The organism is Peteryoungia aggregata LMG 23059 (assembly GCF_030814435.1).
Classification (GTDB): domain Bacteria; phylum Pseudomonadota; class Alphaproteobacteria; order Rhizobiales; family Rhizobiaceae; genus Allorhizobium; species Allorhizobium aggregatum.
Window position 1 is genome coordinate 425,621 of record NZ_JAUSUW010000003.1, and the last position, 26,185, is coordinate 451,805.

Here is a 26,185-nt window from a genome sequence, read left to right on the forward strand (position 1 = left end):
CACGACACGCCCATGTCCATCCGCATCCAGCGCTTTGACGAGCACCTGAAGATGCCCTGGAAAAACGGGCTGGGGATCACCCGCGAGGTGATCTCCAGGCCTGCTTCGGATGAACCCGGCGGGTTCGACTGGCGAATCAGTCTGGCCACCGTCGGGGCATCCGGTCCGTTCTCGATTTTTGCCGGGATCGACAGGACCATCGCCGTTCTCCAGGGGGACGGCATGCAGTTGACGGTCGATGGGAGACGGGAACCACCGCTTCTCGTGGGCTCGCCGCCCTTCGCCTTTTCCGGCGATGCGGAGGTTCAGGCGGATTGTCTGGGTGGGGAGACGCTGGACCTCAACATGATGAGCCGTCGCGGGCGTTTCGTTCATCGCATGACGAAGATCGTCGTGTCTGATGCGCAGACGCTTTCGCTCCCCGCCGAAACTGTCGCCGTCGTCTTCCGAGATGAAGCCCTTGTTGCGATTGATAGCCTGCGATCGGACGCGGGGCTCGGTGACGTGCTCGTCGGCCTCGACGGGCCGCTCGAGCTTTCGATCGTGCCCCGTGGTTCCGGGTGCATGCTCTACATCATCGAAGTGACTGCCTTGTCCGGCCAGACACCGGATGCGGAACAGGTTGCCTAGACAAGGCCTCTGCCGATAAAGGGAGCGACTGAGGCGTTCCGGCAGAGGCAAATGCCGATACGCTCCTCAACCATCAGGGTCGACCACCATGTCCGAAGAGCAGCCAGGATTTGCACTCCCCGAGGAACGGCAGGATACGCCGCTCTACGAGCAGATGAAATCCGAGATCAAAGCGCGGATCGAGCGCGGCGAATGGCCGACGAATCATCGCATCCCTTCCGAGAACGAGCTGGTGGAGCTTTTGGGCGTCAGCCGGATGACGGCGCATCGGGCGCTGCGGGAGCTTGCCAGCGAAGGCGTGATCATTCGCGTCCAGGGGCGCGGCTCGTTTGTTGCGCCGAAGAAGCGCAGCGCCAACGTTGCGGATGTTCGCAGCATTACGGACGAGATCGCGGAGCGTGGCGGGCTGCATTCGGCCGAGCTCGTGCTGAAACAGGCCGAAGTCTGCGACCACGACCTTGCCGATCGGCTTGAGGTTGCCGCCGGCACAACGGCTTTCCATTCAGTCATCGTGCACAAGGAAGACGATCTTCCGATCCAGATCGAAGACCGGTTCGTGAATGCGGAAGTGGCGCCCGACTATCTCGACCGCGATTTTCACACGATCACGCCGAGTGCCTATCTGAGCTCCATCGCGCCGATCTCGCGCGCCGAGCAGTTCGTCGAGGCGGTGCTCCCACAGCCCTGGGAATGCCGGCTGCTGGCGATTGCCAAATCGGAACCCTGCCTTCAGGTCAGGCGAAGGACCTGGTCAGGCGACCGGTTGGTGACTTCGGTGCGGCTTCTCTATCCCGGCAGCCGTTACAGCCTGGAGAGTTCCTACTAAGCGCACGAACAGCAGAACATTAGCCGGCAACATATTTTAGAGAATTTTGACCGGCTTCGTCCACTGGATCAAAACCACGCAGCCCTCCTCCGACGAGACGGAATGCGTTGTCCCTTCTGGATTGGCGATCAAAGATCCCTTGGGATAGTGGCCGAATTCATCACTCTGGGATCCTTCCAGCACCAGGATCGTCTCGAGCCCGACATGCAGGTGCCTCGGCACGGAGGCGCCAGGGGCATAGCGCAGCAGTGCCAGTTCGGGCTCGCCCGATACCAGCCGGCAGATCTCGACCCCTTCGCGAAAATATTCGAACTGAAGGTGCTGCCAGCCGCCGCTCAGGAAATCCGGAAAACTGAGAGCTTCAGACATCGAGCGCCTCCACGATCTGATCGACGGTGGCTGCCCATCCGACGATCGCTCCTTGCGCGGTGATCATGTCGATGGCCGCCTGTTTGAATTCGGGGAAATAGCTCTCTGTGGCGTCGGTCGCGAGCAGACATTCGAAGCCGCGATCATTGGCCTCGCGCATCGTGGTCTGGACGCAGACTTCGGTGGTGACGCCTGCGAAGACCAACTGGCGGATCTTCCCCTCGGCCAGGATATCTCCGAGCGGCGTGACGTAGAAAGCGCCCTTGCCAGGCTTGTCGAGCACGATTTCGCCCTCCACCGGATAGAGTTCCGGAATGATGTCGGCGCCGGGTTCGCCCGAGATGAGGATGCGGCCCATGGGACCGGGATCGCCGATGCGCAGAGACGGCTTGCCGCGATCGCGCTTGGCGGGCGGGCAATCGGAAAGATCCGGACGATGGCATTCGCGGGTGTGGATGACAGGCAGTCCGGCGGTGCGGAAGGCAGCGAGCAGGCGGGCCGTCGCCGGGATGATCGCCTGAAGGAGCGCGACCTTGTTGCCCAGTGTTTCGCCGAAGCCGCCGGGCTCGACGAAGTCGCGCTGCATGTCGATGATGATGAGGGCCACATGATCCCGATCAAGGTCGAAATCGAAGGGCCGCGCCTTGATGATTGCCATCAGTGATGTCCTGCCATGTGCCGGCCGATCTCGCCAATATCGGCGTTCGCGGCTGGTGTCTCATACGCGATATGCCCTTCCGACATGACCAGGATCCGGTCGGAGAGTTCGAGGATTTCGTCGAGGTCCTCTGAGATCAACAGCACCGCAGCACCGGTATTACGTGCCGCCATGATGCGGGCGCGGATTTCGGCGACAGCCGAGAAATCGAGACCGAAGCAGGGATTGGTAATGATCAGAAGATCTACGTCGCCGGTGAGTTCGCGGGCAAGAACCGCACGCTGGACATTGCCGCCTGAGAGCGAGGCAATCGGGGACTGGAGGGAGGCGGTCTTCACCTTGTACTCGCCGACCAGATGGCCTGCCTGTTCGAGCATGCGGCTGCCATCAAGCCAGAACTGGCGGCTGCCTGCGGTGAAGTCGAAATCGCGGAAGAAGATGTTTTCCGCTACCGTCATGCGTGGCGCGCACGCATTCTTCAATGGCTCCTCGGGCAGATAGCGTACGTTGAGCTTGCGCGCTTCGCTACGGCGCGCGTGATAGGGCTCCGCCTTCACCCGGATCTCCCCCTTTTCCAGTGGCCGCTGGCCGGTCAGGATCTCCATCAGCTCCATCTGTCCATTGCCGGAGATGCCGGCGATGCCGACGATTTCGCCGGACTTTACGGTGAGATCGGCGATGTCGATGGTCTTCAGGCCGGAGCGATCCGGGGCCCTGACGCCGGAGGCGGAGAGGATGGGCACACCCTGATAGGCGACGCGGGCAGCCGGCTTCACCAGCTCCTTTTCGCCAATCATCATGGCCGCCATGTCCGAGGTCGAGAGATCGGAGACCTTGCCGCCGCCGACATATTCGCCGCGTCTCAGGATCGAGACCTCGTCGGCGAAGGCCGTGACTTCGCGGAACTTGTGGCTGATCATCAGGCAGGTGAGTTCACCGGCGCTGGTGAGACCCCTGACCATGCCGAGCAGTTCGTCGGCTTCCGCCGGTGTCAGCACCGAGGTCGGCTCATCGAGGATCAGGAAACGGCGGCCGAGATAGAGCTGCTTCAGGAGTTCCAGCTTCTGCTTTTCGCCAGCGGCTAGCCGGCCGACGGGGATGTCGAGCGGCACGGAAAAGGGCATGCGGTCCATGAAGACGGAGAGCGCCTGGCGCTCCTTTTTCCAGTCGATCAGCGCCGGTGCATCCGCCCGGCTGATGACGAGGTTTTCGGCGGCGGTCAGCGAGGGAACAAGGGTGAAATGCTGGTAGACCATGCCGAGCCCGAGATCATGAGCGGCACGGGGGTCGGGGATCTCGACTTCGAGGCCTTCGACCATCATCTGACCCGAGGTCGGCTTGTAAAAGCCCATCATGCATTTGACGAGGGTCGACTTTCCCGCGCCGTTTTCGCCAAGCAGCACATGGAAAGAGCCGGCGGCGACACGGATCGAGACGTCGTTGAGCGCCGTGAAGCTGCCGAAGCGCATGGTCATGCCGACGGTTTCCACCGACATGGCGTGATCGGGTGTCCTGAACTCTTGCGCCGGGACCCTCATGGCAGGGCGTCCACGAGCTTTTCACTGTCGGAGACGGAGCCGAAGACGCCACCCTGCATCTTCACCATCTTGATGGCGGCGGCGTGGTTGCCGGGATCGGTGGCGCCACAGCAGTCCTCAAGGAGGACGCATTCGAAGCCGCGGTCATTGGCCTCGCGCATCGTCGTGTGCACGCAGACATCCGTAGTAATGCCGGTCAGCACGATGTTTTCGATGCCGCGGGTGCGCAGGATGAGCTCGAGATCGGTGGCGCAGAAGGAGCCCTTACCCGGCTTGTCGATGATCGCCTCGCCCGGCAGCGGGGCCAGTTCGTCGATGATCTCCCAGCCCGGCTCGCCGCGCACGAGAATGCGGCCGCAAGGACCGGCATCACCGATGCCGGCGCCAATCTGCTGCGAGCGCCAGCGCTTGTTCGGCGGCAGATCGGAGAGATCAGGGCGATGGCCCTCTCGGGTGTGGATGATGTGGTAGCCCTTGGCGCGCATGGCCGAGAGCACCTTCTTGATCGGCTCGATCGGCGCGCGGGTGAGCGAAAGGTCGTAGCCCATCTTGTCGACATAACCACCGACGCCGCAGAAATCGGTCTGCATGTCGATGATGATGAGCGCGGTGTTTTCCGGACGGAGATCGCCGTTATAGGGCCAGAGATAGGGATCTGCCTTAATGGTCGTCATTCCGCCGCCTCCTTGTTGGTCTCGCCATAGCGACGCACGGGTTTCGGGAAGCCACAGGATGTGCCGTCGGTCATCTGGACCTCGTCCTCCCAAGGCAGTTTGTACTCTCCGGCCACCAGGTCCTGCATGAAGGTGTAGGGGCAATCGCCTGCACCGCCGGCAACGGCCGAGAAGCCGCGATGGCCGAGCTGATAGATGTTGTTTTCGACACCCCAGACGCGGCGCGCCTCACGCACGAGATCGGGGCGGACTTCCGCCGTGATGATCTCATCCGGTCGACCCGACGTGCCATGGGCGATGATGCTGCCGTCGAAGTTGACGATCATGCCCTCACCCATGGAATCGAAGGTGCCGTCCGATCCGCACATGCAGACATTGGCGGTCACCATGAGATTGCAGAAGGAATTGGACTGGTTGGTGAAGCGCCAGGCCTCGCGCATCGGGGCGGTGTAGCCCGCAGTGCGCAGCATGATCTCGGCGCCCCTATAGGCTGCCTCGCGTGCCATTTCCGGGAACATGCCGTCGTGGCAGATGATCAGCGAGAGCTTGCAGCCCTTCGGGCCTTCGATGACAGGGATGCCGAGATCGCCGGGTTCCCAGGGTTCGACCGGCACCCAGGGGTGGAGCTTGCGGTAATAGAGTTTGATCTCGCCCTGGTCATCGATAACAAGACCGGTGTTCCACGGATTGCCGCCGGGATTGTATTCCATGATGGAAAAGCAGCCCCAGATGCGGTTGTCGCGGCAGGCCTCTCTGAAGGCTGCGACTTCAGGACCATCCATCCGGCACATGATCTCCGGGTTCGTATCCATCGACAGGCCATGCAGGGCATATTCGGGGAAGACGACGAGATCCATGCCGGCGATATTGCGGCGCGCTTTGGCGACCATGCCGACCACCTTGTCGGTCTGGGCCGCGAGATCGGCCCGGGTGACCGTGTTCGGCAATTGCAGCTGTACGAGGCCGATGACCACGCCCTCGGGCGACTTGTTGAGACCGCCAAGTCCGTTCATGGATCCTGCTCCTATTTGGTGATGCTGAGTTCGCCGGGGGCCGAGACCATGGCCCGGCTGCGCGAACTGATCGCGATCAGAAGGCCGAGGGTGAGCACATAAGGTGCGGCGTAGAAAAGATAGTAGCCCTGGGTGACGCCGACTGATTGAAGCGCAGGCCCAAGCGCGCCCGCGCCGCCAAAGAGCAGCGAGGCGTAGAGGCAATGGACCGGGTTCCAGCGGGCGAAGATGACCAGTGCGACCGCCATCAGGCCCTGGCCTGAGGAAATGCCTTCGTTCCAGCTGCCGGGATAAAAGAGCGAGAGATAGGCGCCACCGACGCCGGCCAGCGCACCACCCACCGCCGTCGACCAGAGGCGCACGCGGTTAACGTTGATGCCAAGCGCACGCGCGGCATCGGCACTGTCACCCGCAACCCGGATGGTGAGGCCGACGCGGGTGTTTTTCAGAACCCAGGCGGCGAGGAAGGCGAGCGCGATGCCGACCAGAAAGAGGACGTTGACGTTGAGGGCCGCCTGGACCTGCGGGATATCCGACCAGAAACCGAGCGGGATGGACGGCAGATCGGGGGCGACAGGCTGGACATAGGGCTTGCCGAAGAAGAAGGCCAGGCCCGAGCCGAAGATCATCAGGGCGATGCCGATCGCGATGTCATTGACCTTGGGAAACTTGCAGATCCAACCGTGCAGGAGGCCGAAAAGAAGACCGCAGACGGCCGCCGCGAGCGTACCCGCCCAGGCGGAGCCAGTATGATAGGCGACGGCATAGCCGCTCATCGCACCGAAGACGAGCGTGCCTTCAAGGCCGAGATTGATGCGACCCGAGCGTTCCGTCAGGCATTCACCGATGCTGACGAAGATGAAAGGGGTGGAGACACGGATGGCGCCGCCGAGGATGGCAAGGGGGACGCCCCAAAGACCGATATCCGTCATGCGCGCTTTCCCTTCAGCAGGAGGCCTTCCAGCGTGATGCGATCACGGAATGCGTCGGACAGGAGGATGGCGATGAAGATCATGCCCTGGAAGACCACGATGGTCGCATCCGGCAGGTCGAGCCTTCGCTGGACGAGGCCACTCGACGCCTCGAAGCCGGCAAAGAGCAGGGTGGCCGGGATGATCGCCAGGCAGTTGTGCCGGGCAAGGAAGGCGATCAGGATGCCCGTATAACCATAGCCACCGGCGAGCGAGGCATTGGCCGAGCCATGGACGGCCGCGACCTCGAAGGCTCCGGCGAGGCCAGCAAGTGAGCCGCCAAGTGCTGTGAAGCCGATCATCAGCAGGCCGGCCGGCAGCCCCTGCACCTGAGCGGCCCTGAGGTTTCCGCCGACAATGCGCGCCGCAAATCCGAAGGTCGTCTTTTCGATCAGCCCCCAGCACAGGATGCAGGCGATGATGCCGGCCGCGAGCCCCCAATGCACGCCGATGCCGGGGATTTCGCCGATCCGGTAGAGCTCCGGCAGAGGCGACGTGGACGGCTTGTTGAGGCTGGCGGGGTCGCGCAGCGGCCCTTCGACCAGATGGTTCATGAGGGCGATCGCGATATAGGCAAGCAGCAGGCTGGAGATCGTCTCATTGACCCCACGAAAATGCCGGAGAGCCCCGATGCCGCCAATCCAGATGGCGCCGACGAGCGCACCCGCGATCATCATGGCGAGGATGCCGACCGGACCCGGCATGCCAGGGGCCAGCATGGCAACCGCACCGGCACCGACGCCGCCCAGCACGATTGCCCCCTCTCCGCCGATCACCACCAAACCAAGCCGGGCCGGCAGGGCGACACAGAGGGCTGCGAGAAGCAGCGGTGCTGCACGGGCAAGCGTGTTGGTCCAGGAGAAGGACGTGCCGAAGCCCGCCTTGTAGACGAGGGTGTAGAACTCGATTGGCGAGGTGCCGATCAGGAGCAAGAAGACGGCAAAGAGGAGCATGCCGGCGAGAAGTGCCGCCAGCGGCAGGAAGAGCGGATCAAGCCAGTGCAGAACCGTCTCGAACGAGACACTGCGTTTGGCCAGGTCCTGGCTTGCGAGATCCGCCGGTGCACTCATGGCATGCCCCTCCCGGACGATTACGAGGTCGATCCGACGACGCCCTCGACGAGGTAGCCCATGCTTTCGAGCGCCACATCCGTCTCGGCGAAAGCCTGGCCCTCGGTGGCGATGACATTGCCCTTGTTGTCCTTGAGCGGTCCCTTGATGACCGAAAAGCCGCCCTTCATGATGTCAGCTAGGGTCGCATCAAACTGCTTGCGCGCCGGTTCGGTGACTGCCGGTCCGAGCGGGCTCATCTTGACGAAGCCTTCGGCGAGGCCGCCGCGGACGAAGTTGTCGATGGTGCCGCCAGCCAAGGTCGTGTTGACCATGTCTGTATAGACCTTGGACCAGTTCCATTCGGCACCGGTCAGATACTTCTCGGGTGCCAGCGGGCTCTGGTTGGCATGGTAGCCGCAGAGGAACATGCCGCGGCCGGCGCCGGTTTCCATGACGACCTTCGGGCCGTCGACATGGCAGGTGACGACGTCGACGCCCTGGTCGGCGAGTGCATTTGTGGCTTCCGCTTCCTTGACGGCGAGCGACCATTCACCGGTGAAGATGACCTGGCAGGTGATCGTCGGATCGACGGCGCGGGCGCCGAGCAGGAAGGAGTTGATGTTGAGCAGAACCTGCGGGATGGGCTTAGCCGCGACGAAGCCGATCTTCTTGCTCTTGGTCATGTGACCGGCGACGATGCCGTTCAAATACTGGCCCATGCCGATATAGCCGAAATAGGAGCCGGTATTGGCCGGCTTGTCCGGGGTCCAGAGGCCGCCGCAATGTTCGAAGCGGACGTTGGGATATTTCGGCGCCATGGTCAGGATATGGGGATCGAAATAGCCGAAGGAGGTCGGGAAGAGCAGTGTGGCGCCGTCGAAGTTGATCATGCTCTCCATGGTCTTCTGGACGTCGACCGTTTCCGGAACCTGTTCCTCCTCGACCACGGTCACGCCCTCGATCGACTTGATCGCGGCAGCGCCCTCGGCATGGGCCTGGTTGTAGCCGAAGTCATCCTTCGGGCCGACATAGATGAAGCCGACGGTCAGGCCTGCGGCGCGTGCGATGTCGAAAGGAAGCACGCTGCTGGCAGCAGCAAGACCGGCGAGACCGGCTGACTGGCGCAGAAACTGGCGGCGGTTCGGCATAAGAAACTGGCTCATGAAGGATCTCCCAGATCACGGAATGGACGGCGAATAGGCGGGCGGGCGCTGGTTCCCCTGATTATTGATGGCGCTCCGCGTTCACCTTTGAGTAACCCATATGGCGCTGCTTCTGTCTTGTGCTAAGTTTTGGTCAAGCTGCTGCAAATTTTGCATCACGATGGGAGAGCTCGCATGCGGCACCTGACTTCGCTTCGTTACATCGATGCCGTTGCCAAGGCGGGGTCTATCCGCGGCGCGGCCGAATCCCTTGCGATAACCTCAACGGCACTCAATCGGCGCATTCTGGCGCTGGAAGAGGAGCTCGGCGTGCCGGTCTTCGAGCGGCTGCCGCATGGGGTGCGGCTGTCGAGTGCCGGAGAGATCCTGATCCATCACATCCGCAACCAGATCTCCGACATGGAACGGGTGCGCTCGCAGATCGCCGACCTTTCAGGGGTTCGCCGCGGTCATGTGTCGATCGCCTGCAGCCAGGCGCTCCTGCCCTATTTCCTGCCGCATCAGATCGCTCACTATCGGAAGGACCATCCGGCGGTGACCTTCGGTGTGCATCTGCGCGACCGCCAGGCGGCGGAACAGTCGCTGGTCGATCACTCGGCGGATCTGGCGATCGTGTTTGAGCCGGTGCGCATGGCGGATTTCATGACACTGATCCGGGTGCATCAGCCGGTGCATGTGGTGATGGCGCTGCATCATCCGCTGGCCGCGAAAGGAACAATCCGCCTGAGCGACTGCCTCGCGCATCCTTATTCGTTGCCGACGGCGCCCTTCGGCGTCCGTCACCTGATGGACATGGCGGCGCAAAAGTCATCCTACCGGCTGGAGCCGGTGATCGAATCCGACAGTTTCGAGTTCCTGCGCAACCATGCGGTCGCGGAGAACATCATCACCTTCCAGATCCCGATCGGGCTTTCGGACCATACGATGACGGGGGAGATGATCACACGACCGCTCGACAAGCGCGATGTGCCGGCGGGCGTGCTCTATATGGGGCAGTTGCGCGGCCGCACGCTTCCGGTCGCGGCGGCCCGGTTTGCCGCTCAGCTGTCGACGGCACTTGCCAGCCGATACGAAGTGTCGTGACGGGCTAGCCGAAACCTAGCGATCGACCGCGTCCGGTCGCGTGGCACGGTAGAGCAGATAGGCGAAAACGGCAGCCAGGCCGAACCAGGTCAGGGCGTAGCCGAAATGCTTGTTGGGAAAGGACACGACGGTGAGCCCGCCGACGGGTATGCCGTCGCCCTGTTCATCGACATCGACGAAATAGGGCGCGACTTCTCCCAGCCCAAGGGCCTCAGCCATGACGACGGTGTCACGGGAGAACCATCGGTTAGCCGCGGGGTCGTTATCCCGGAGAAAAGCACCGCCCGGCTGGGTGAGGCGCAGGAGGCCGGTGGCCGACTGCTCACCCTCAGGTCTCGGCCTGTCGACGGCCGAGGTGCGGTCATCCGGCACGAAGCCGCGGTTGATGAAGAGGCGCCAGCCGTCATCCGTCTGGAAGGGCGTCATCACCCAGAAGCCGGAGCCTCGCGAGGTGACTGCCTTCACGAGCGTGTCGTCAGACGGAAGATACTGCCCTCGCACTTCGACACGCCGATACTCCGCCGTGTCGAATGTGACCCCAGTCCAAAGATCTGGTCCGGGCGCTGCGGACGGCGGGGCGACGAGCCCCGCTTCGACGCGTTCGATCAGGGCCGTCTTCCACTGCAGGCGCTGGAGTTGCCAGACGCCGAGGCTGACAAGCAGGCTGACCGCAAGCACACCCAGCCCGATGAACCACCATGGTCGGCGCGCTCGCGTCATGATTTTTTCCCGTCAGGAACCGAAGCCCTGGAAGCTCTCGTGATCCATTGATGGCATCATGTTGGTGTTGAGGTTGTACATGACCCAGACGGATCCGGCGATCATGATCACCACCACGATGATCGTGAAGATCATCGACAGCATGGTCCAGCCTTCGTCAGACCGGGTGTTCATGTGCAGGAAGTAGACCATGTGAACGAGGATCTGGACGACGGCAAAGCCGATCACCGTCACCGCCGTCAGCACGCGGCTGTCAAAGCCGCCGCTCATGACGATGGCGAAGGGAATGATCGTCAGGATCGCCGCCAGCACGAAGCCGGTGAGATAGGAGCGATAGCTGCCGTGGTCGTGACCGCTGTTGTCGTGACCGTGGCCCTGTTCGTGGTGGCCGTGGGGCTGGATGGAAGGTTTGGACATCAGATCATCCCCAGGAGGTAAACGAAGGTGAAGACACCGATCCAGATCACATCGAGGAAGTGCCAGAACATGCTCAGGCATTCCATGCGTCGGGTGTTGGCCGGGATCAGGCCGTTCTGATTGATCTGGACCATCAGCGTCACGAGCCAGATGCAGCCGAACAGGACGTGCAGGCCGTGCGTCCCGACCAGCGCGAAGAAGGCCGACAGGAAGGCAGACCGCTGCGGACCGGCGCCGAGCTCGATCAGGTGATGGAATTCGTAGATTTCGAGCGCCAGGAAGGCGAGGCCGAGCAGCAGGGTGACGGCAAGCCATGCCTGCATGCGGGCCTGGCGGCCTTCATACATGGCGAGCATCGCAAAACCGAAGGTGATCGACGACACCAGCAGGAAGCCGGTGTTGATCGCAATCAGGTTCAGATCGAAAAGCGCCTTCGGGCCGGGGCCGGCCGCATAGCTCTGGCCGACCACGCCAAACACGGCGAAGAGGACCGCGAACATCAGGCAGTCACTCATCAGGTAGATCCAGAAGCCGAGCCGCGTGGACGCGCCTTCCGGATGATGATGCGGTTCAGTTTCCCAATAGACGGCGGGTGCGTCGGATTTGGTGATGGTGCTCACGGTCGTCACGCTCCCACGCTTGCCAGTTCGCGGTCACGTGCCTTTTCGACACGCTCGACCTCGTCGACGGGGACGTAATAGTCCCGGTCGTAGTTGAAGGTATGGGCGATCGCGACGGCGATGATCGCCACGAAGGACACAGCCGCCAGCCACCAGATGTACCAGACCAGCGCAAAGCCGCAGAGCGTGGCCAAGGCCGAGATCACAACACCCGTGCCGGTGTAACGCGGCATGTGGATCGGGATGTAGGGCGCCTTCGGACGCTTCTGCCCGACCTGCTTCATGTCGTGCCAGGCGTCCAGATCATGGACGACGGGCGTGAAGGCGAAGTTGTAGGCCGGCGGCGGAGACGAGGTCGCCCATTCCAGCGTGCGGCCATCCCAGGGGTCGCCGGTCACGTCCATGTTGTCCTTGCGGTTCCAGATCGAGACGGCGATCTGGATGAAGAAGGCGGCGATGCCGACAGCGATCAACAGTGCGCCAAGGGCTGCCAGGATGAACCAGATTCTGAGATCCGGATCATCGAAGACGCGCATGCGGCGGGTTACACCCATCAGGCCGAGCACATAGAGCGGCATGAAGGCGAGCCAGAAGCCGCTGACCCAGGTCCAGAAGGAAACCTTGCCCCAGAAAACATTGAGCTGGAAGCCGAAGGCCTTGGGCCACCAGTAGGCGATTGCGGCAAAGCAGCCGAACAGCACGCCGCCGATGATGACGTTGTGGAAGTGCGCCACCAGGAAGAGCGAGTTGTGCAGGACGAAGTCTGCCGGCGGAACCGCGAGAAGCACGCCCGTCATGCCGCCGATGGTGAAGGTCAGCATGAAGGCGACCGTCCACATCATCGGCAGGTCGAAGCGCACCCGTCCCTGGTACATGGTGAAGAGCCAATTGAAGATCTTGGCCCCCGTGGGCACCGAGATGATCATCGTGGTGATGCCGAAGAAGGCGTTCACCGAGGCCCCCGAACCCATTGTGAAGAAGTGGTGCAGCCAAACGATATAGCTCAGGATCGTGATGCAAACGGTGGCATAGACCATCGAGCTGTAGCCGAAGAGCCGCTTGCCGGAGAATGTGGACGTGATCTCCGAAAAAACGCCGAAGAGCGGCAGGATCAGGATGTAGACTTCCGGGTGACCCCAGATCCAGATGAGGTTGATATACATCATCGGGTTGCCGCCGAGATCGTTTGTGAAGAAGTTCGTTCCCACGTAGCGATCAAGCGTCAGGAGGATCAGCGTCATCGTCAAAACCGGGAAGGAGGCGACGATCAGGATGTTGGTGCAGAGTGCTGTCCAGGTGAAAACAGGCATGCGCATCAGGGTCATGCCTGGTGCCCGCATCTTGACGATGGTGACGAGCAGGTTGATGCCTGAGAGCGTGGTTCCGACGCCGGCGATCTGCAGGCCCCAGATATAATAGTCGACCCCAACCCACGGGCTGTAGCCGATGCCCGACAGCGGCGGGAAGGCGAGCCAACCGGTCTGGGCGAACTCGCCGACGAAGAGCGAGGCCATGACAAGCACGGCGCCGCCGACGGTCATCCAGAAGGAGAAGTTGTTGAGGAAGGGGAAGGAAACGTCGCGCGCGCCGATCTGCAGCGGCACGACATAGTTCATCAGACCCGTGACGAAGGGCATCGCCACGAAGAAGATCATGATGACGCCGTGGGCGGTGAAGATCTGGTCATAGTGGTGGGCGTTGAGATAGCCCTCGGATCCGTTGAAGGCGAGCACCTGCTGCAGGCGCATCATAATGGCATCGGCAAAGCCGCGCACCAGCATGACCAGCGCCAGGATGATATACATGATGCCGATCTTCTTGTGATCGACGGAGGTCAGCCACTCGCGCCAGAGGTAGCCCCAGAGGCGGTAATAGGTGAGCGCGCCGACCGTGGCGGCGCCGCCGACCACGACGACTGCGAAAGTCGCCAGAACGATCGGGTCCGTCGGGATCGCGCTCCAGTTGAGGCGACCGAGAAGAAGCGTGGTGGAATGGTCTATCGTAGCCATGCCAAATTCCTGTCAGAGTTGCGGCGCGTTGCCGGATGCCTGCCGGACGAGCGTGAGGAAGCGTTCGGCCTCACCGCCAAAGGGCGATACCGGCTGCGGCATGTTGTGTCCCATCAGGGGACCCGAGATAACGGGCTTGTCGTTGAAGGATGCGGGCTTTGCAGCCAGCATCTGCTCGAGTTCCTCGACCGAGCAGAAGCCCAGAACCTTGAAGGGTTCCCAACCGAAGATCGGCTCGCGGGTGCCCCGGCGCTCGTGCTTGTCGTAGATCAGCGCGCTCATATTGACCGTGCCGGCGAGACCCGTGCCGCCCTGGGCGTCGAGCGCCATCATTTCGGCCATGCAGATCTTGCCCTCTTCAACGCACATGTTGACAACGCGCGGGAAGAGCTGCGGATCGACGCTGGCGAAGGTCAGCGGCTTCACGTTTTCGCTGGGGCGTTCGAGCTCAAGATACTTGGCACGGTCGAGCTTTTCAGCGCCCGCACGGGCCTGTTCAACCCAGGCCTCGAAACCGGCGGCATCGGTTGCCTTCGCCTTGAAGCGCATGCCTGAGAAGCCGGCGCCGGAATAATGAGAGGCAAGACCCTGGAAGGTGCCTTCCTGATTGAAGACACCATGCAGCGTCGTCTGCATGCCGGGCATCGCATAGATCATGCCGGCCATGTGCGGGATGTAGAAGGCGTTCATCACCGAGGACGAGGTCAGCGAGAAGCGAATCGGGCGATCGACCGGGACCGGGAGCTCGTTGACGGCGGCGACGCCATACTGCGGGTAAATGAACAGCCATTTCCAGTCGAGCGCCACGACCTGAACGTCCAGCGGCTCCTGCTGCGGATCGAGCGGCCGCTCTTCCGAGACCCGCGCCAGCGGACGATAGGGATCGAGGAGATGGGTTCCGACCCAGGTCAGCGCACCCAGGCAAATGATGATCATCAGGGGGATCGCCCAGATGATCAACTCGAGCTTGGTCGAGTGGGACCAGTTCGGCTTGTAGATCGCTTGCCTGTTGGACGCGCGGTAATGCCAGGCGAACCAGCAGGTCAGCAGCATCACCGGAATGATGATGATCAGCATCAGCAGCGTGGAGATAACGAGAAGGTCGCGCTGCTGGGCAGCGACATCTCCCGTGGGTGCAAGGACTTCTGCCTTGCAGGCGGAAAGGAACAAGACCGCCACCAAAGCGGTCACTATTTTCGGGAGGCGAAGCTCTTGCATCTCGTACCCTGATACACTGAAGGGTCGATGAGCAGGGGTCCCCCCGAACTCCACTCAACGACCATTGATATTCGTCAAGCTAGTTAGTTGGATTTTGCGGTGCAGCACATACGACAATTTGTCACCTGTCAATTTGGCCGCAGCTGCGGCATCGCTTCTCGGCATGTTAGACTGACGTGCGGACTGCATCTCCCCCGGCAAAGTCCGCCTGTTCAAGCAAGAAAGTGATTACGTGTTATGGCGAGCATGACCGGTTCTGCCTCCCCCGCCGCACAGAGTGGCCGCACCACCTCCGAAGACGATCACCACGTCTCGCCTTCGGACATCGCGGTCGGCGTCATCATTGGGCGCACGTCGGAGTTCTTCGATTTCTTCGTCTTCGCCATCGCGTCCGTCATCGTGTTTCCGGCGCGGATCTTCCCGTTCCTGGATCCGCTGACCGGTACGCTCTGGTCCTTCGTGCTTGTGGCACTTGCCTTCGTGGCGCGCCCGCTTGGGACCGTGCTGTTCACAGCCCTCGACCGCCGACATGGCCGCGTGACCAAGCTGACGGTGGCGCTTTTCCTGCTGGGCACATCGACCGTCGCCATGGGACTGGTACCGTCCTATGAGACTGCTGGCTGGTGGGCGATTGCCATGCTCGCGCTGCTGCGCATCGGGCAGGGCCTGGCGCTCGGCGGGACCTGGGATGGTCTGGCACCGCTGCTCGCCATCACAGCGTCGAAAGACAAGCGCGGCTTCTATGCGATGATCCCGCAGCTCGGTGCCGTTGTCGGCCTGGCGGTTGCAGCCGTGCTCTTCGCCTATCTGGTGATGACCCTTTCGGCGGCCGACTTCCTCGACTGGGGCTGGCGTTACCCATTCTTCGTCGCCTTCGCGATCAATGTCGTGGCACTTTTCGCGCGGCTTCGCATCGTCGATACGCCGGAGTTCAAGGAGCTGTTCGAAACCAACGAACTGACCCCGACGGGGCTGCGTGCCACGATGTCGCAGGACGGCCGCACGGTGCTGCTCGGCGTCTTCGTGCCGCTGGCGAGCTTTGCCATGTTCCACATGGTCACCGTCTTCCCGCTCTCCTGGATCTTCCTTTACACGGATGAGGCCCCCGGCACCTTCCTGTTGATCGAAGCTGCGGGGGCCGGCGTCGGCGTGCTCGCCATGCTGGTTTCGGGCTGGCTTTCGGATCGTATCGGGCGCGAGAAGATCCTCGTCTGGGGCGCCTGGGCGATCGGCGCCTTTGCCTTGACGGCGCCGCTGCTGCTGAACGGCGGTCAGGCCGGTGTCGTCGCCTATATGATGGTTGGTTTCGTCGTTCTCGGTTTCAATTTCGCCCAGTCGTCCGGGACCATCGCCTCGCTCTTTGATCGTCGAAACCGTTATACGGCCTCGGCCATGGTGTCGGCTCTTTCCTGGATGTTCGGCGCAGGCTTCGCGCCCCTGGCGGCGCTCTTGCTCTCAACCTGGTTCGGCCTGTTTGCGGCAGGTCTCTACCTTCTATCGGGTGCGGTCTGCACGCTGATCGCGCTTGCGCTGGCGCGGCAGATATCGCTGCAGCCGAAGGGGCACGACTGACAGCGTTCAGACGAGGCTTCAGGCATTCGTCTGCCACGCCCGTCCAATCTTTGGCCAAAACCAATGCGGCGATGCCATCGCTGGCATCGCCGCTTCTTGCCGTCACGCGATCTGCCGGGGGATGAGGCAACGTGGTCGGCTAGGGCTGATTCCGTTCGACGAGCCCTTGGATCAGGGCTGCATCTCATCCTGTCCTGTTTCAGCGGCCATCATTCGACGGTCTTCCTGCATCTCAAGCCACATGGCGTTGACGACGGCGAAGAGTGCGGCGAGTGGAAGGCCGAGCAGCCAGGCAAAATACCACATGATCATGTCTCCTTGTCAGTAGACGGTGCTTTCGTTGTCATTGATCGCCTCGGGTGTCACCTTGCCCCAGAGGACCTTGTAGACCCAGGCGGTGTAAGCCAGGATGAGCGGCATGAAGATCACCGTGGCAACCAGCATGACGAAAAGCGTCTGATGCGAGGACGATGCGTTCCAGACCGTCAGAGACGACTTCGGGTCGATCGAGGACGGAAGAATGAGCGGGAACATCGTCAGGCCGACAGACGAGACAATGCCGGTTATGGCCAGCTTCGAAAACAGGAGCGTCGCCACGTCCCGCCCCGCACGCAGGCCGAAATAGGTGAGACCGGCACCGATGAATGCAATCGCTGGAGCAACGGCAATCCAGGGCCGGTCGGCATAGGCTGCGTACCAGCTGGCGGTCCGCACCGTCTCGCCAAGCAGCGGATTTGACGGACCGTCCGTGACCACGGGACCAACCAGGCCGTAACCCTGGAGACCAAAGGCGAGCCAGATCCCGGCAACTGCATAGGCGACGATCGTGACGAGGGCCGCAACAGAGCCGATGGCGCGAGCTCGGTCGCGAACCGCTCCATCTGCCTTCAGCTGCAACCAGGCAGCCCCATGCATGACCAGCATTGCGAGCGAGACGACACCGGCAAGCAGCGCGAAGGGATTCAGAAGGCCGAAGAAACTGCCATCATAGAAGATCATCAGGTCTTCGTTGAAGCGGAAAGGAACACCCTGCAGGACGTTGCCCATGGCGACGCCGAAGATCAAGGCAGGCACAGCGCCACCTACAAACAGAGCCCAGTCCCAGCCATTGCGCCAGGCCACACTTTCGCGCTTGGAGCGGTACTTGAAGCCGACCGGTCGCAGGATGAGGGCCGCGAGCACCGCGAACATCGCCAGATAGAATCCGGAGAAGCTGACGGCATAGAGAGGGGGCCAGGCTGCGAAGATGGCGCCTCCGCCGAGGATGAACCAAACCTGATTTCCCTCCCATACCGGACCGACCGTGTTGATGGCAACGCGGCGCTCGACGTCGGTCCGACCGACAAAGGGGAGCAGCGTTCCGACGCCGAGGTCGAAACCGTCGGTCAGGGCGAAGCCCGTGAGCAGAACGCCGAGCAGCAGCCACCAGACGACACGCAGGATTTCGAAATCCATGAGTTCATGAAGGATCATGGGAATTACTCCGCAGCTTGGGAATAGGTGGGCTGGCCAAGAAGGCGCTCACGGTGACGCCGTTGCCAGTCATCGGTTTCCGGTCCATCGAGATGCGGGCCCTTGCGGATGTATTTCAACATCAGCCCCATCTCGATGATGAAGAGCACCGTGTAGAAGAGAACGAAGCCGGCCAGGGTGATCAGGAGGTCGGTGACCGAGAGATTGGAGGCCGACAAGGCCGTGGGCAAGACACCGTCCACAGTCCAGGGCTGACGCCCGAACTCGGCGACGAACCATCCCAGTTCTGCGGCGATCCACGGCGCGGGAATGATTGCGACAGCCAACCACAGGGCATAGCGGGGAAACTGCATGTTGCGGAAGGAGGCCATCCAGAAGAACCAGACCATGACCGCGATAAAGGCGAAGCCCAGTGCGACCATCAGACGGAAGGCCCAGAACAGCGGCCAGACAGTAGGTACCGTGTCTTCGGCAGCCTGAGCGATCTGCGCTTCGCTTGCCTGACGCGGATCGTCGACGTAGCGCTTGAGCAGGAGGGCAAAGCCGAGGTCCTTGCTGTGGGCCTCGAAGGTCGCCGCGACGTCCGGCGAGACGTTCCCCTTGGTTGCGCGGTAGGTCATCATCGCATCATAGGCGACTATGCCGGAGCGGATCCGCTCCTGCGCCTGGTCGACCAGGTCGGCGATCCCCGGGATCTCGTGGGTCAGGGAGCGGGTGCCGATGAGGCCCATAACGTATGGCACATGCAGGGCATAGTGCGTTTCGCGGGCTTCCTGATCCGGAAAACCGACCAGCGTGAATGCTGCCGGCGCCGGCTGGGTTTCCCACATGCCTTCGATCGCTGCCAGTTTCATCTTCTGCGAATGGGTAACGGAGTAACCGGATTCGTCGCCGAGAACGACCACCGAGAGAGCAGACGCGAGACCGAAGGAGGCAGCGACAGCAATCGAACGTCGTGCGAGTTCGGTATGACGGCCCTTCAGGAGATACCAGGCGGAGACACCGAGCACGAAGACGGATGCCGTCACATAGCCAGCCGAGACCGTGTGTACGAACTTGGCCTGCGCCACCTCGTTGAACATGACATCGAAGAAGGACGTCATCTCCATGCGCATGGACATCGGGTTAAACTCGGCTCCCACCGGGTTCTGCATCCAACCGTTGGCGATAAGAATCCAGAGCGCGGAGAAGTTGGAACCGATCGCCACCAGCCAGGCGACCATCAGATGCGCCCGCTTGGACAACCTGTCCCAACCGAAGAAGAAAAGGCCGACAAAGGTCGCTTCGAGGAAGAAGGCCATCAGCCCCTCGATCGCGAGCGGGGCGCCGAAGATGTCCCCGACATAGTGGCTGTAGTAGCTCCAGTTCATGCCGAACTGAAACTCCATCGTGATACCGGTTGCGACACCGAGGACAAAGTTGATGCCGAACAGCGTGCCCCAGAACTTGGTCATTTGGCGCCAGATCGGTCGATCGGTCATCACGTAGACCGTCTCCATGATCGCGACGATGATGGAAAGCCCCAGTGTCAGGGGTACGAATAGGAAATGATACATAGCTGTCATTGCAAATTGCAGTCGTGACAGCTCGACGACGTCAATATCCATGGTGATGGTCTCGCCTATAGAAACATAGAAGTGCTCATATGTTTAGACGATCAGAGCGCCGCGCGTATTGATCGAGGTCAATAAGGTGTATTCTTTATACACTTTTGCGCCGTTGTGTCGCAGGTCACGGCATGCGCAGGACCCGATGGGCAAATGCGACCTCTTCGATCCGATGCGACGCCATCAGGATCGCCGCATGCGGCAGGAGCCTCCGTGTCGCCTGGAGAACCTCGATTGCGGTCTCTCGATCGAGGCCCTCGGTCACCTCATCCAGCAGCAGGATCTGGGGCTTTCTCAGGAGAAGGCGTGCCAGGGCGAGACGCCGCGTCTCCCCCCCGGACAGACCAAGACCACCCTCTCCCAACCGGGTGGAGAGGCCTCCACGCCCATGGAGAGCGTCGCCCAGGCGCAAAGCTTCGATCACCTCATGCAAGCTGGCATCGTCCGCATCGGGAGCGGCCAGGCGCAGATTCTCGGCCACCGTACCACTGACCAGACTGGATCGCTGCGTGAGGTAGCCGAGCACCCGAAAGCGTTGTGCTTCAGGGAGATCAGGACTTATTTGTCCTAGGATGCGCGCCGTACCTCTGGCAGGCACCAGAAGGCCGGCTGCAATATCAAGGAGGGTGGTCTTGCCGGCACCGCTCGGCCCTGTGATCGCTACCGTTTCTCCTTCGGCCACAGCCAGCCGGAGATCGCCGAACAGGGAATGATCGCCACGTCTCATGGCAACGCCCTCCATCGAAAGAGGCAACGCAAGGGAACCGGGCTCTGTGGCGGCGGCGATGCAGGCTGGCGCCGCCGTTGCCTCCTGCAGAGATGGTGCCAGGCGCCCAGCAGCGTCAGACATCTTGCCCAGTTCCGCCAGCCCGCGGGTGAGCGGCGTGGCCAGTTCACCAATCCCAAGCGCAGCGAAGAAGGCAAGTGCGGCCAGTTCCGGCGCAAGATGACCGGAGACGGCGGCGAACCCACCCAGAACCAAAGCTCCGCCGGCCGCCAGCATGGTCCCTGATCCAATCAGGAATGCGGCTCGCCGCTCCAGCCGGTCGAGCTCAGCCTGCGCTGTCTGCAGGCGGGTTCCGGCCTCCATCACCTGCTGTCGGGCCAGTTCCAGACGTCCCGCTACTGCGAGATCCACCTGCCCCCTGAGGAGATCGATCAGGCGCATCCGCAAGGCCCACAGGGCCCTGTGAACCCGTCGGGACGGCCGACGCGCCCGGCCGACGACATAGACTGCAGCCACAAGAGCAAACAGAAGGAAGCTGCCGCCGATCCATGCCGCCGTCTCGAGGCTGACTAGGTACCAGATCAGGAGGCAGGCAAGCACGAGCACAATGGTAGCGGCGGCGATCGGCATCATGAGCCGCAGGGCCAGCCCATCGAGCGCATCGACATCGGCGGTGAACTGCTGCAATCGCTCGGAGCCCCTCATTCGCATGAGGTCGCGTATCGGCCGCTTCATGAAAGACCGCAGGAGATCGACCCGCAGGTCGGCGAGCACCCTCAACGTGGCATCATGCGTGGCGAGCCTTTCCCCGTATCGGGTCGCGGCACGCCCGAGGGCGAGGAAACGAACGCCCGCACTCGGTCGAAACACATCGAAGGTCAAGCCTGCACCAGCGACGCCAGCCGCACCGGCCGCGGTAATGAACCAGCCCGACAACCCAAGAAGCGCCATGCCTGCTGCAAGGACGGCAACGGAAAGGCTCGTTCCGAGAATGAGAGACCGGAGCCTTCGCGACCAAAGATGACGCGCAATGCCGACTAATCTCCTCATGTCCCGGCTCCCAGAACGATGCGGCGATCCATGTGCCTGAGAAGCCTCTCGTCGTGGCTGGCGATGATCAGGGTCGTGCCTCTGTCGGCCAGAGACAGCAGCGTCGCGACGATCCGGTCGGTCGTTTCATCATCAAGATCGGCGGTCGGTTCGTCGGCGAGCAAGAGGTCGGCTTCGGCGTGAAAGGCGCGGGCGAGCATCAAACGACGGGCTTCGCCTCCAGACACGCCCGCTCCGACCTCACCCAGCCTCGTCAGATCGCCGCGCGGCAAGGACTGTATTAGGTCGGATATACCAGCGTCCTTGATTGCTGCTGCCACTCCGGCCCGATCCGGCTGCCGTTGTTTCAGCCCGATATTGGCCCGTACACTTGCCTGAAAGAGATGCGGGAACTGGCCCGTATAGGAAAGACGACCGCGCCAGGCGTCGGCGTGATCGTCATCGAGTGGAACGCCGCACACCTTGATCTGGCCACTGTCGGGTCTCAGAAGGCCGGCGAGAAGGGCTAGAAGCGTCGTCTTGCCCGCACCACTCGGCCCCGTCAGAGCAACACGCTCCCCCACGCCCACGTGAAAATCGGGAAAGTGCAGGACCTGCCCGATGACTGCGGAAACCGAGAGGTCGCGAGCCTCGATCGTCAGCATGCCGGGGAGAGCGGGCACCTTTGATCCAAGTCCGAGCAGAGTCGAGGCTGATGCCACCTCGAGCTTCACGGCCTCCTCGGCCACCGCATTGGCGGCGGCGCGATCATGCCAGGCAGCAGCAAGATCGCGAAGCGGCTGGAAAAATTCGGGCACGAGCAGCAGGATGAAAATTCCTTCTGCGGGCGTCATCGGTGCCCCCCATGTGCCGAACGACAAGGTTCCCAACAGGGAAAAGCCGACATAGACAGCCACGAGCGCTACCCCGAGTGCGGCAAAAAGCTCCAGCACGCTCGATGACAGGAATGCAATCCGCAGCACGGCTAATGTCTTCGACCGCAAACGCTCCGCCGACTCGCTAAAGGCCTCAATCACGCGTGGCGCCGCATCGAGCAGACGCAGATCGGCAGCTGCATTGAGCCATTCAAGCACGGCGCTGTTCAGTGAGAGCGACTCGGAAAGCTGCCGTTCTGTCGCATCACGCGCGGCAAACCCGATCAAGGCCATGAACATGGGAATGAGCGGCCCGGTGACGAGGAGAATGAGGCTGGTGATCCAGGAGATGGGCAGGAGCACGACCAATAGGACGATTGGAACTACGAGAACGCGCATTTCCGCAAGCCTGTAGCGGGTGAACCAGGGAATGAGCTGGTCGAGGCCCGGTCCCGCCAGCGTGGCAATCGAGGCCGAAGCCCTGCGGTCAATTGCCGTCATCGTGGTTATGGACTGGCGACCGACGATGCGGTTGCGCCAGTCCCGGACGATCTGCTGGCCCAGGCCAAAGGCCAGGCGACCGGCCATCTGCTCCAGCCCATGACGCAGGAACCCGGTCAGGACGAAGACCAACGCAGTGATCAGCACATCGTTTAGCGAGGCCGTCCTAGCAATCAGGACGCCGAGCAGCCAAGCAACGGCAGCCGCCTGGGGCAGAACGAGAAAACTGGCGCCTAGCGAGAGGATCACTGCTTCCCGTAGCGGAGCCTTGGCCGGCTCGACAATGCTGTCGAGAGCCGTCACGGCCCGCGGGGCCGGTCTATTCGTCATTCTCACTGATGCCTGCTCCGCAAAGATGTACCATGCTTACATCTTTTGCCGATCGGGCCGCCTCCCGGATATGATCCAAATCAATTCCGCCAGATCGCATGCAACTGACCTGGATCAAACCGCCGATCAAAACAGCATGCGATACAAGGCAATATCGGGTCTCGTCTTGGATAAGATATCTTGCGCATCACGCTTCGAACCAATCTCGCCCTCAGGGCTTTGATGTATTGTGCGGTCAACAATGGCCGGACAGTCCGCAAGATGGACGTCGCGAATGCCTGCAATGCCTCCGAGAACCATCTGGCCCAAGTGATCCGGATCCTGTCGCACAACGAGTTCATCGATGCGACGCGGGGCCGCCATGGCGGCATGCGACTGATGCGATCGGCACATCTCATCAACATCGGTGCAGTCTTCCGCCTGTTCGAGGCCGACATGCCGTTTGCCGAATGTTTCGGCAAAGACAATACCTGCCCGCTGGTTTCGGTATGCTGGCTGCGTGGGGCCATCTCCGATGCTGTGGAAGCCTTCTACCGGTCTCTCGATCGCGTTCATCTGTCGGATCTTGTGACTGGCAATAACGGCTTGTCGGAGATGCTGACGCTAGCTTCCCCAGGGATAAGAACGCCAGCGTGCGCCGCGACTGCTCGCTTGACACTGCCCGTCCTTGGGGGTGACTTGGCCAATGTCGATGGCCCGGGGCAAGTCCCCAATAGCGGAATTGCACAAAATTAGCGCTACCCCTTCCTCAGCTTATTTATTAGGCTTATTGTTTGCCAATACTGCTGCATTGCGTCATCAATCGCGCATGAATCACCTCGACCTCACAATTCTCGCGATTGATGGAAATGCCGTTCGCGCGGCAATCATCGAGGACGGCTTGCGAGAGGCGGGACACAGGCATGTCACCGTTGCACTCGAGGTACAGGGTATCGCAAGGACAATCGAGACGCTTGCTCCGGACGTCATCATCATCGATATCGAGAACCCGAACCGCGACATGATGGAGCATCTGTTCCAGCTAACCCGCACAGTCAGCCGACCCATCGCAATGTTCGTCGATCGCTCCGACAGCGTGGCCTGCCCCCATTGGGTGATCCGGGTTTAATGTTAGTCCATGCTTGGTCTGTCCGCCACTGCTGGCGTTGAATCAGGTCCGTTCTGGCGCGGCCACACGGTGGCTTCAGGTGCGGGTGGCTTGTCGTTCAGTGACGAGTGCGGACGAACGGTGTTGTAGTGCTGCCGCCAACCCTCGATAATGATCTTTGCCTCCTTGAGCGTGTAGAAGATTTCTCCATTGAGCAGCTCATCCCGGAGCTTCGAGTTGAAGCTTTCGCAATAGCCGTTTTCCCACGGGCTGCCCGGCATGATGTAGGCCGTCTTGGCACCGACCAGCGTAATCCACTCCCTCAAAGCTTTGGCGATGAACTCAGGGCCGTTATCGCAACGAACATGCGCAGGAATGCCGCGCAGAATGAAGAGATCGGAGAGCACATCGATCACGTCGACAGCCTTCTGTCGACCCTGATGGCGATGCATTCTCCCGTGAACTCGTCGATCACGTCAGCGCAAACGCGAAGCGTTTGTCGCGGGCATGCGGATTTTCTTTCCATTATGGGTCCGGTCCTCGACAAAATCGTAGGACCAGACATGGTTGGGGTACTCCGGCCGAAGCCGGATGCATGAGCTGTCGGTCAGCCAGGGCCGACCACGCTTGGGCTGCTTGGATGGAACCTTCAGCCCCTCCCGTCGCCATATCCGCTCGACCCGTTTGACGTTCACGATCCAACCTGCCTGGTGCATCATCGCGGTGATATCCAAAGCGGCCATATTGGATGGCGAGCGCCGTGATGTCGGCGGTCAATGCCGCTTCGTCATCTGGTATCTTTGCGACTTTGCGCTGTGTGGAACGATGCTGGCCGAGAACCCGGCATGCCCGTCGTTCGGACACACCAAATTCTGCAGTGACATGGTCAACACAGGCACGGCGGCGGGCGGGGCTTAGAAGTTTTCCCTGGCCGCCTCCGCAAGGATCATCTTGTCCAAGGTCAGATCAGAAACTGCCCGGCGGAGGCGAGCGTTCTCGGTCTCCAATTCCTTCAGACGCTTCACCTGATCGCCCTTCAGGCCACCGTATTCTGCCCGCCAGCGGTAATATGTAACTTCCGTCACGCCTATCGACCGGATCGCCTCCGCTATCGATTTGCCATGTGCATTCAGCACGTCAACCTGACGAAGCTTCGTGACGATCTCTTCTGCCTTGTGTCTTTTCGCTGCCATTTCAATGTCCTTCTTCGGCTCGTAAGCCATACTTCAAAAAGGACCACTTTTCAGGGGGCAGGCCACTCCTTCAGCCCATGTTGATGAAGTCCTTATCGAGATGATGGATATGGATCTCCAGAAGGCGACACGCTGCTTGTGGATCGCCAGCCTCACAGGCTGCAAGGATTTGCCGGTGTTCGTCCATGGACCGCATGGGATGCGGACTGCCTGACATGAAGACATGGGTCCGGACGCCGATGACCGTGCTGATCGATCGGCTGTAGGCCGATTCCAGCTGCCTGTTGTCGCAATGGCTGAGGAATGCGAGGTGAAACGCCATGTCATGACGGGAATAGGCCTGCAGATCCTTGGCCTGCAATGCACCTTCCATTGCTTCCACCGACGCACGCATGCTGGTGAGCAACAGCGGCGACTGGCGTTCCAGCGACAACTGCAGAGCTGCGGTTTCCAGAATAGCCCGATATTCGCAGAGCTCGCTCACGGTGCGGGCGTCGGGCATGTACACAAAGCTTCCCCGCTTCGGATAGACCTCCACCAAGCCCTCCGTCTTCAGGACGGCCAGGGCCTGTGCAACGGGTGAGCGGCTGACGCCCAGCATGTCGGCGAGCCTCTGTTCGGACAGCTTAGAGCCCAGTGGTAGTTCCCCGGTCAGGATTGCGTCACGGATGCGCGTGATCGTCTCCTCGATCAGTGATTTCGGGATCTGGATGGCCTTCATCATTCCTCCGCCCGACGGGCTTCCCTTGACAGCAAAACTGCCATGTAACATGCTACAAAACGCGCTGTAATCTGCCGGACAACCAAGGTCGGCTCAAGAGGCTATTCAT

General features: G+C 61.5%; 28 protein-coding genes and 1 pseudogene. 7 read left to right on the forward strand and 22 right to left on the reverse strand.

All coding sequences use genetic code 11. The features are described from left to right. Positions 1–12: 12 nt before the first annotated feature. Together J2045_RS07245 and hutC are read left to right on the forward strand one after the other, a co-directional pair. Positions 13–630 carry a HutD/Ves family protein gene (locus J2045_RS07245; protein ID WP_307371030.1) on the forward strand — a complete coding sequence of 206 codons (618 nt, stop codon included), beginning with the start codon at positions 13–15 and terminating at the stop codon, positions 628–630. 88 nt (positions 631–718) lie between these two features. Further along, a complete protein-coding gene (gene hutC / locus J2045_RS07250) occupies positions 719–1,456 on the forward strand; it encodes a histidine utilization transcriptional repressor HutC (protein WP_307371032.1) in 738 nt (245 codons plus the stop codon). Positions 1,457–1,492: 36 nt separating this feature from the next. Here the strand turns inward: hutC and J2045_RS07255 are convergent, their stop codons facing one another. Genes J2045_RS07255 through J2045_RS07290 form a run of 8 tightly spaced genes read right to left on the reverse strand, consistent with a single transcriptional unit; the run spans position 1,493 to position 8,894 of the window. Then, a complete protein-coding gene (locus J2045_RS07255) occupies positions 1,493–1,825 on the reverse strand; it encodes a cupin domain-containing protein (protein WP_307371035.1) in 333 nt (110 codons plus the stop codon). After that, the gene (locus J2045_RS07260; RefSeq protein WP_307371039.1) at positions 1,818–2,483 is read right to left on the reverse strand and encodes a cysteine hydrolase family protein; all 666 of its coding nucleotides are present in this window, start codon (positions 2,481–2,483) and stop codon (positions 1,818–1,820) included. Before J2045_RS07260 ends, J2045_RS07255 begins: the two co-directional genes overlap by 8 nt. Then, on the reverse strand, positions 2,483–4,021 hold the full coding sequence (locus J2045_RS07265; protein WP_307371042.1) for an ABC transporter ATP-binding protein: 1,539 nt from the start codon (positions 4,019–4,021) through the stop codon (positions 2,483–2,485). Before J2045_RS07265 ends, J2045_RS07260 begins: the two co-directional genes overlap by 1 nt. Next, a complete protein-coding gene (biuH, locus tag J2045_RS07270; RefSeq protein WP_307371044.1) occupies positions 4,018–4,695 on the reverse strand; it encodes a biuret amidohydrolase in 678 nt (225 codons plus the stop codon). Before biuH ends, J2045_RS07265 begins: the two co-directional genes overlap by 4 nt. Further along, the gene (locus J2045_RS07275; RefSeq protein WP_307371046.1) at positions 4,692–5,708 is read right to left on the reverse strand and encodes a formamidase; all 1,017 of its coding nucleotides are present in this window, start codon (positions 5,706–5,708) and stop codon (positions 4,692–4,694) included. The genes biuH and J2045_RS07275 overlap by 4 nt, the downstream gene beginning before the upstream one ends. 11 nt (positions 5,709–5,719) lie before the next feature. After that, the gene (locus tag J2045_RS07280; protein ID WP_307371048.1) at positions 5,720–6,640 is read right to left on the reverse strand and encodes an ABC transporter permease; all 921 of its coding nucleotides are present in this window, start codon (positions 6,638–6,640) and stop codon (positions 5,720–5,722) included. Beyond that, complete coding sequence (locus tag J2045_RS07285; protein WP_307371051.1) at positions 6,637–7,749, reverse strand: ABC transporter permease; 1,113 nt, start codon at positions 7,747–7,749, stop codon at positions 6,637–6,639. Before J2045_RS07285 ends, J2045_RS07280 begins: the two co-directional genes overlap by 4 nt. 20 nt (positions 7,750–7,769) lie before the next feature. Then, entirely contained in the window at positions 7,770–8,894 is a 1,125-nt protein-coding gene (locus J2045_RS07290; protein WP_307371054.1) for a BMP family ABC transporter substrate-binding protein, read from the reverse strand. Positions 8,895–9,068: 174 nt separating this feature from the next. Here J2045_RS07290 and J2045_RS07295 point away from each other — a divergent pair, with 174 nt between their 5' ends. Beyond that, positions 9,069–9,977 carry a LysR family transcriptional regulator gene (locus J2045_RS07295; RefSeq protein WP_307371056.1) on the forward strand — a complete coding sequence of 303 codons (909 nt, stop codon included), beginning with the start codon at positions 9,069–9,071 and terminating at the stop codon, positions 9,975–9,977. 15 nt (positions 9,978–9,992) lie between these two features. On the opposite strand, the gene J2045_RS07300 is transcribed toward J2045_RS07295, so the two are convergent. From J2045_RS07300 to cyoA, 5 genes are read right to left on the reverse strand one after another with little or no spacing between them, the layout of a single operon-like run. Next, positions 9,993–10,697, reverse strand: a complete 705-nt coding sequence (locus tag J2045_RS07300; protein ID WP_307371059.1) for an SURF1 family protein — start codon at positions 10,695–10,697, stop codon at positions 9,993–9,995. Positions 10,698–10,709: 12 nt separating this feature from the next. Then, positions 10,710–11,114, reverse strand: coding sequence for a cytochrome o ubiquinol oxidase subunit IV (gene cyoD, locus J2045_RS07305; RefSeq protein WP_307371061.1), 405 nt, complete (start codon positions 11,112–11,114; stop codon positions 10,710–10,712). Next, positions 11,114–11,734: a cytochrome o ubiquinol oxidase subunit III gene (cyoC, locus tag J2045_RS07310; RefSeq protein ID WP_370873018.1), complete on the reverse strand. Its 621-nt coding sequence runs from the start codon at positions 11,732–11,734 to the stop codon at positions 11,114–11,116. Before cyoC ends, cyoD begins: the two co-directional genes overlap by 1 nt. Before the next feature lie 5 nt (positions 11,735–11,739). After that, positions 11,740–13,743 (reverse strand): cytochrome o ubiquinol oxidase subunit I, encoded by a 2,004-nt coding sequence (cyoB, locus tag J2045_RS07315; protein ID WP_307371063.1) that lies wholly within the window; start codon positions 13,741–13,743, stop codon positions 11,740–11,742. 12 nt (positions 13,744–13,755) lie between these two features. Beyond that, positions 13,756–14,922: a ubiquinol oxidase subunit II gene (gene cyoA / locus J2045_RS07320; RefSeq protein WP_370873019.1), complete on the reverse strand. Its 1,167-nt coding sequence runs from the start codon at positions 14,920–14,922 to the stop codon at positions 13,756–13,758. Positions 14,923–15,198: 276 nt separating this feature from the next. Here cyoA and J2045_RS07325 point away from each other — a divergent pair, with 276 nt between their 5' ends. Next, positions 15,199–16,533, forward strand: coding sequence for an MFS transporter (locus J2045_RS07325; protein WP_307371067.1), 1,335 nt, complete (start codon positions 15,199–15,201; stop codon positions 16,531–16,533). 171 nt (positions 16,534–16,704) lie between these two features. On the opposite strand, the gene cydX is transcribed toward J2045_RS07325, so the two are convergent. The 5 genes from cydX to cydD form a co-directional block, all read right to left on the reverse strand. Continuing rightward, positions 16,705–16,839: a cytochrome bd-I oxidase subunit CydX gene (cydX, locus tag J2045_RS07330; protein ID WP_307371070.1), complete on the reverse strand. Its 135-nt coding sequence runs from the start codon at positions 16,837–16,839 to the stop codon at positions 16,705–16,707. 15 nt (positions 16,840–16,854) lie between these two features. Beyond that, positions 16,855–18,006, reverse strand: coding sequence for a cytochrome d ubiquinol oxidase subunit II (gene cydB, locus J2045_RS07335; RefSeq protein WP_307371072.1), 1,152 nt, complete (start codon positions 18,004–18,006; stop codon positions 16,855–16,857). A 5-nt stretch (positions 18,007–18,011) separates the two neighbouring features. Further along, positions 18,012–19,613, reverse strand: coding sequence for a cytochrome ubiquinol oxidase subunit I (locus J2045_RS07340; protein ID WP_307371074.1), 1,602 nt, complete (start codon positions 19,611–19,613; stop codon positions 18,012–18,014). Between the two features lie 124 nt (positions 19,614–19,737). Next, positions 19,738–21,390 carry an amino acid ABC transporter ATP-binding/permease protein gene (locus J2045_RS07345; protein ID WP_307371076.1) on the reverse strand — a complete coding sequence of 551 codons (1,653 nt, stop codon included), beginning with the start codon at positions 21,388–21,390 and terminating at the stop codon, positions 19,738–19,740. After that, the gene (cydD, locus tag J2045_RS07350) at positions 21,387–23,075 is read right to left on the reverse strand and encodes a thiol reductant ABC exporter subunit CydD (RefSeq protein WP_307371078.1); all 1,689 of its coding nucleotides are present in this window, start codon (positions 23,073–23,075) and stop codon (positions 21,387–21,389) included. Before cydD ends, J2045_RS07345 begins: the two co-directional genes overlap by 4 nt. 180 nt (positions 23,076–23,255) lie before the next feature. Between cydD and J2045_RS07355 the strand changes: the two genes are divergently transcribed. After that, the gene (locus tag J2045_RS07355) at positions 23,256–23,810 is read left to right on the forward strand and encodes an RrF2 family transcriptional regulator (protein WP_307371081.1); all 555 of its coding nucleotides are present in this window, start codon (positions 23,256–23,258) and stop codon (positions 23,808–23,810) included. Between the two features lie 73 nt (positions 23,811–23,883). After that, positions 23,884–24,156, forward strand: a pseudogene (locus J2045_RS07360) (ANTAR domain-containing response regulator); the annotation flags it as partial. A 29-nt stretch (positions 24,157–24,185) separates the two neighbouring features. Here the strand turns inward: J2045_RS07360 and J2045_RS23155 are convergent. Both J2045_RS23155 and J2045_RS23160 read right to left on the reverse strand, forming a co-directional pair. After that, positions 24,186–24,614 (reverse strand): integrase core domain-containing protein, encoded by a 429-nt coding sequence (locus J2045_RS23155; RefSeq protein ID WP_370873020.1) that lies wholly within the window; start codon positions 24,612–24,614, stop codon positions 24,186–24,188. 24 nt (positions 24,615–24,638) lie between these two features. Next, complete coding sequence (locus J2045_RS23160; RefSeq protein ID WP_370873033.1) at positions 24,639–24,857, reverse strand: hypothetical protein; 219 nt, start codon at positions 24,855–24,857, stop codon at positions 24,639–24,641. Between J2045_RS23160 and J2045_RS23165 the strand changes: the two genes are divergently transcribed. Further along, the gene (locus tag J2045_RS23165; protein WP_370873034.1) at positions 24,754–25,080 is read left to right on the forward strand and encodes a hypothetical protein; all 327 of its coding nucleotides are present in this window, start codon (positions 24,754–24,756) and stop codon (positions 25,078–25,080) included. The genes J2045_RS23160 and J2045_RS23165 overlap by 104 nt on opposite strands. On the opposite strand, the gene J2045_RS23170 is transcribed toward J2045_RS23165, so the two are convergent. Together J2045_RS23170 and J2045_RS07370 are read right to left on the reverse strand one after the other, a co-directional pair. Continuing rightward, the gene (locus J2045_RS23170; RefSeq protein ID WP_370873021.1) at positions 25,077–25,355 is read right to left on the reverse strand and encodes a transposase; all 279 of its coding nucleotides are present in this window, start codon (positions 25,353–25,355) and stop codon (positions 25,077–25,079) included. The genes J2045_RS23165 and J2045_RS23170 overlap by 4 nt on opposite strands. A gap of 70 nt (positions 25,356–25,425) precedes the next feature. Beyond that, positions 25,426–26,079: a GntR family transcriptional regulator gene (locus tag J2045_RS07370; protein WP_307371082.1), complete on the reverse strand. Its 654-nt coding sequence runs from the start codon at positions 26,077–26,079 to the stop codon at positions 25,426–25,428. Between the last annotated feature and the right edge of the window lie 106 nt (positions 26,080–26,185).

Bases quoted from the DNA above. Each gene is read 5' to 3' on its own strand.
- J2045_RS07245 (WP_307371030.1), top strand. From the start codon at position 13: ATGTCCATCCGCATCCAGCGCTTTGACGAGCACCTGAAGATGCCCTGG.
- hutC (WP_307371032.1), top strand. From the start codon at position 719: ATGTCCGAAGAGCAGCCAGGATTTGCACTCCCCGAGGAACGGCAGGAT.
- J2045_RS07255 (WP_307371035.1), bottom strand. From the start codon at position 1,825: ATGTCTGAAGCTCTCAGTTTTCCGGATTTCCTGAGCGGCGGCTGGCAG.
- J2045_RS07260 (WP_307371039.1), bottom strand. From the start codon at position 2,483: ATGGCAATCATCAAGGCGCGGCCCTTCGATTTCGACCTTGATCGGGAT.
- J2045_RS07265 (WP_307371042.1), bottom strand. From the start codon at position 4,021: ATGAGGGTCCCGGCGCAAGAGTTCAGGACACCCGATCACGCCATGTCG.
- biuH (WP_307371044.1), bottom strand. From the start codon at position 4,695: ATGACGACCATTAAGGCAGATCCCTATCTCTGGCCCTATAACGGCGAT.
- J2045_RS07275 (WP_307371046.1), bottom strand. From the start codon at position 5,708: ATGAACGGACTTGGCGGTCTCAACAAGTCGCCCGAGGGCGTGGTCATC.
- J2045_RS07280 (WP_307371048.1), bottom strand. From the start codon at position 6,640: ATGACGGATATCGGTCTTTGGGGCGTCCCCCTTGCCATCCTCGGCGGC.
- J2045_RS07285 (WP_307371051.1), bottom strand. From the start codon at position 7,749: ATGAGTGCACCGGCGGATCTCGCAAGCCAGGACCTGGCCAAACGCAGT.
- J2045_RS07290 (WP_307371054.1), bottom strand. From the start codon at position 8,894: ATGAGCCAGTTTCTTATGCCGAACCGCCGCCAGTTTCTGCGCCAGTCA.
- J2045_RS07295 (WP_307371056.1), top strand. From the start codon at position 9,069: ATGCGGCACCTGACTTCGCTTCGTTACATCGATGCCGTTGCCAAGGCG.
- J2045_RS07300 (WP_307371059.1), bottom strand. From the start codon at position 10,697: ATGACGCGAGCGCGCCGACCATGGTGGTTCATCGGGCTGGGTGTGCTT.
- cyoD (WP_307371061.1), bottom strand. From the start codon at position 11,114: ATGTCCAAACCTTCCATCCAGCCCCACGGCCACCACGAACAGGGCCAC.
- cyoB (WP_307371063.1), bottom strand. From the start codon at position 13,743: ATGGCTACGATAGACCATTCCACCACGCTTCTTCTCGGTCGCCTCAAC.
- J2045_RS07325 (WP_307371067.1), top strand. From the start codon at position 15,199: ATGGCGAGCATGACCGGTTCTGCCTCCCCCGCCGCACAGAGTGGCCGC.
- cydX (WP_307371070.1), bottom strand. From the start codon at position 16,839: ATGTGGTATTTTGCCTGGCTGCTCGGCCTTCCACTCGCCGCACTCTTC.
- cydB (WP_307371072.1), bottom strand. From the start codon at position 18,006: ATGATCCTTCATGAACTCATGGATTTCGAAATCCTGCGTGTCGTCTGG.
- J2045_RS07340 (WP_307371074.1), bottom strand. From the start codon at position 19,613: ATGGATATTGACGTCGTCGAGCTGTCACGACTGCAATTTGCAATGACA.
- J2045_RS07345 (WP_307371076.1), bottom strand. From the start codon at position 21,390: ATGAGGAGATTAGTCGGCATTGCGCGTCATCTTTGGTCGCGAAGGCTC.
- cydD (WP_307371078.1), bottom strand. From the start codon at position 23,075: ATGACGAATAGACCGGCCCCGCGGGCCGTGACGGCTCTCGACAGCATT.
- J2045_RS23155 (WP_370873020.1), bottom strand. From the start codon at position 24,614: ATGCATCGCCATCAGGGTCGACAGAAGGCTGTCGACGTGATCGATGTG.
- J2045_RS23165 (WP_370873034.1), top strand. From the start codon at position 24,754: ATGCATGAGCTGTCGGTCAGCCAGGGCCGACCACGCTTGGGCTGCTTG.
- J2045_RS23170 (WP_370873021.1), bottom strand. From the start codon at position 25,355: ATGGCAGCGAAAAGACACAAGGCAGAAGAGATCGTCACGAAGCTTCGT.
- J2045_RS07370 (WP_307371082.1), bottom strand. From the start codon at position 26,079: ATGATGAAGGCCATCCAGATCCCGAAATCACTGATCGAGGAGACGATC.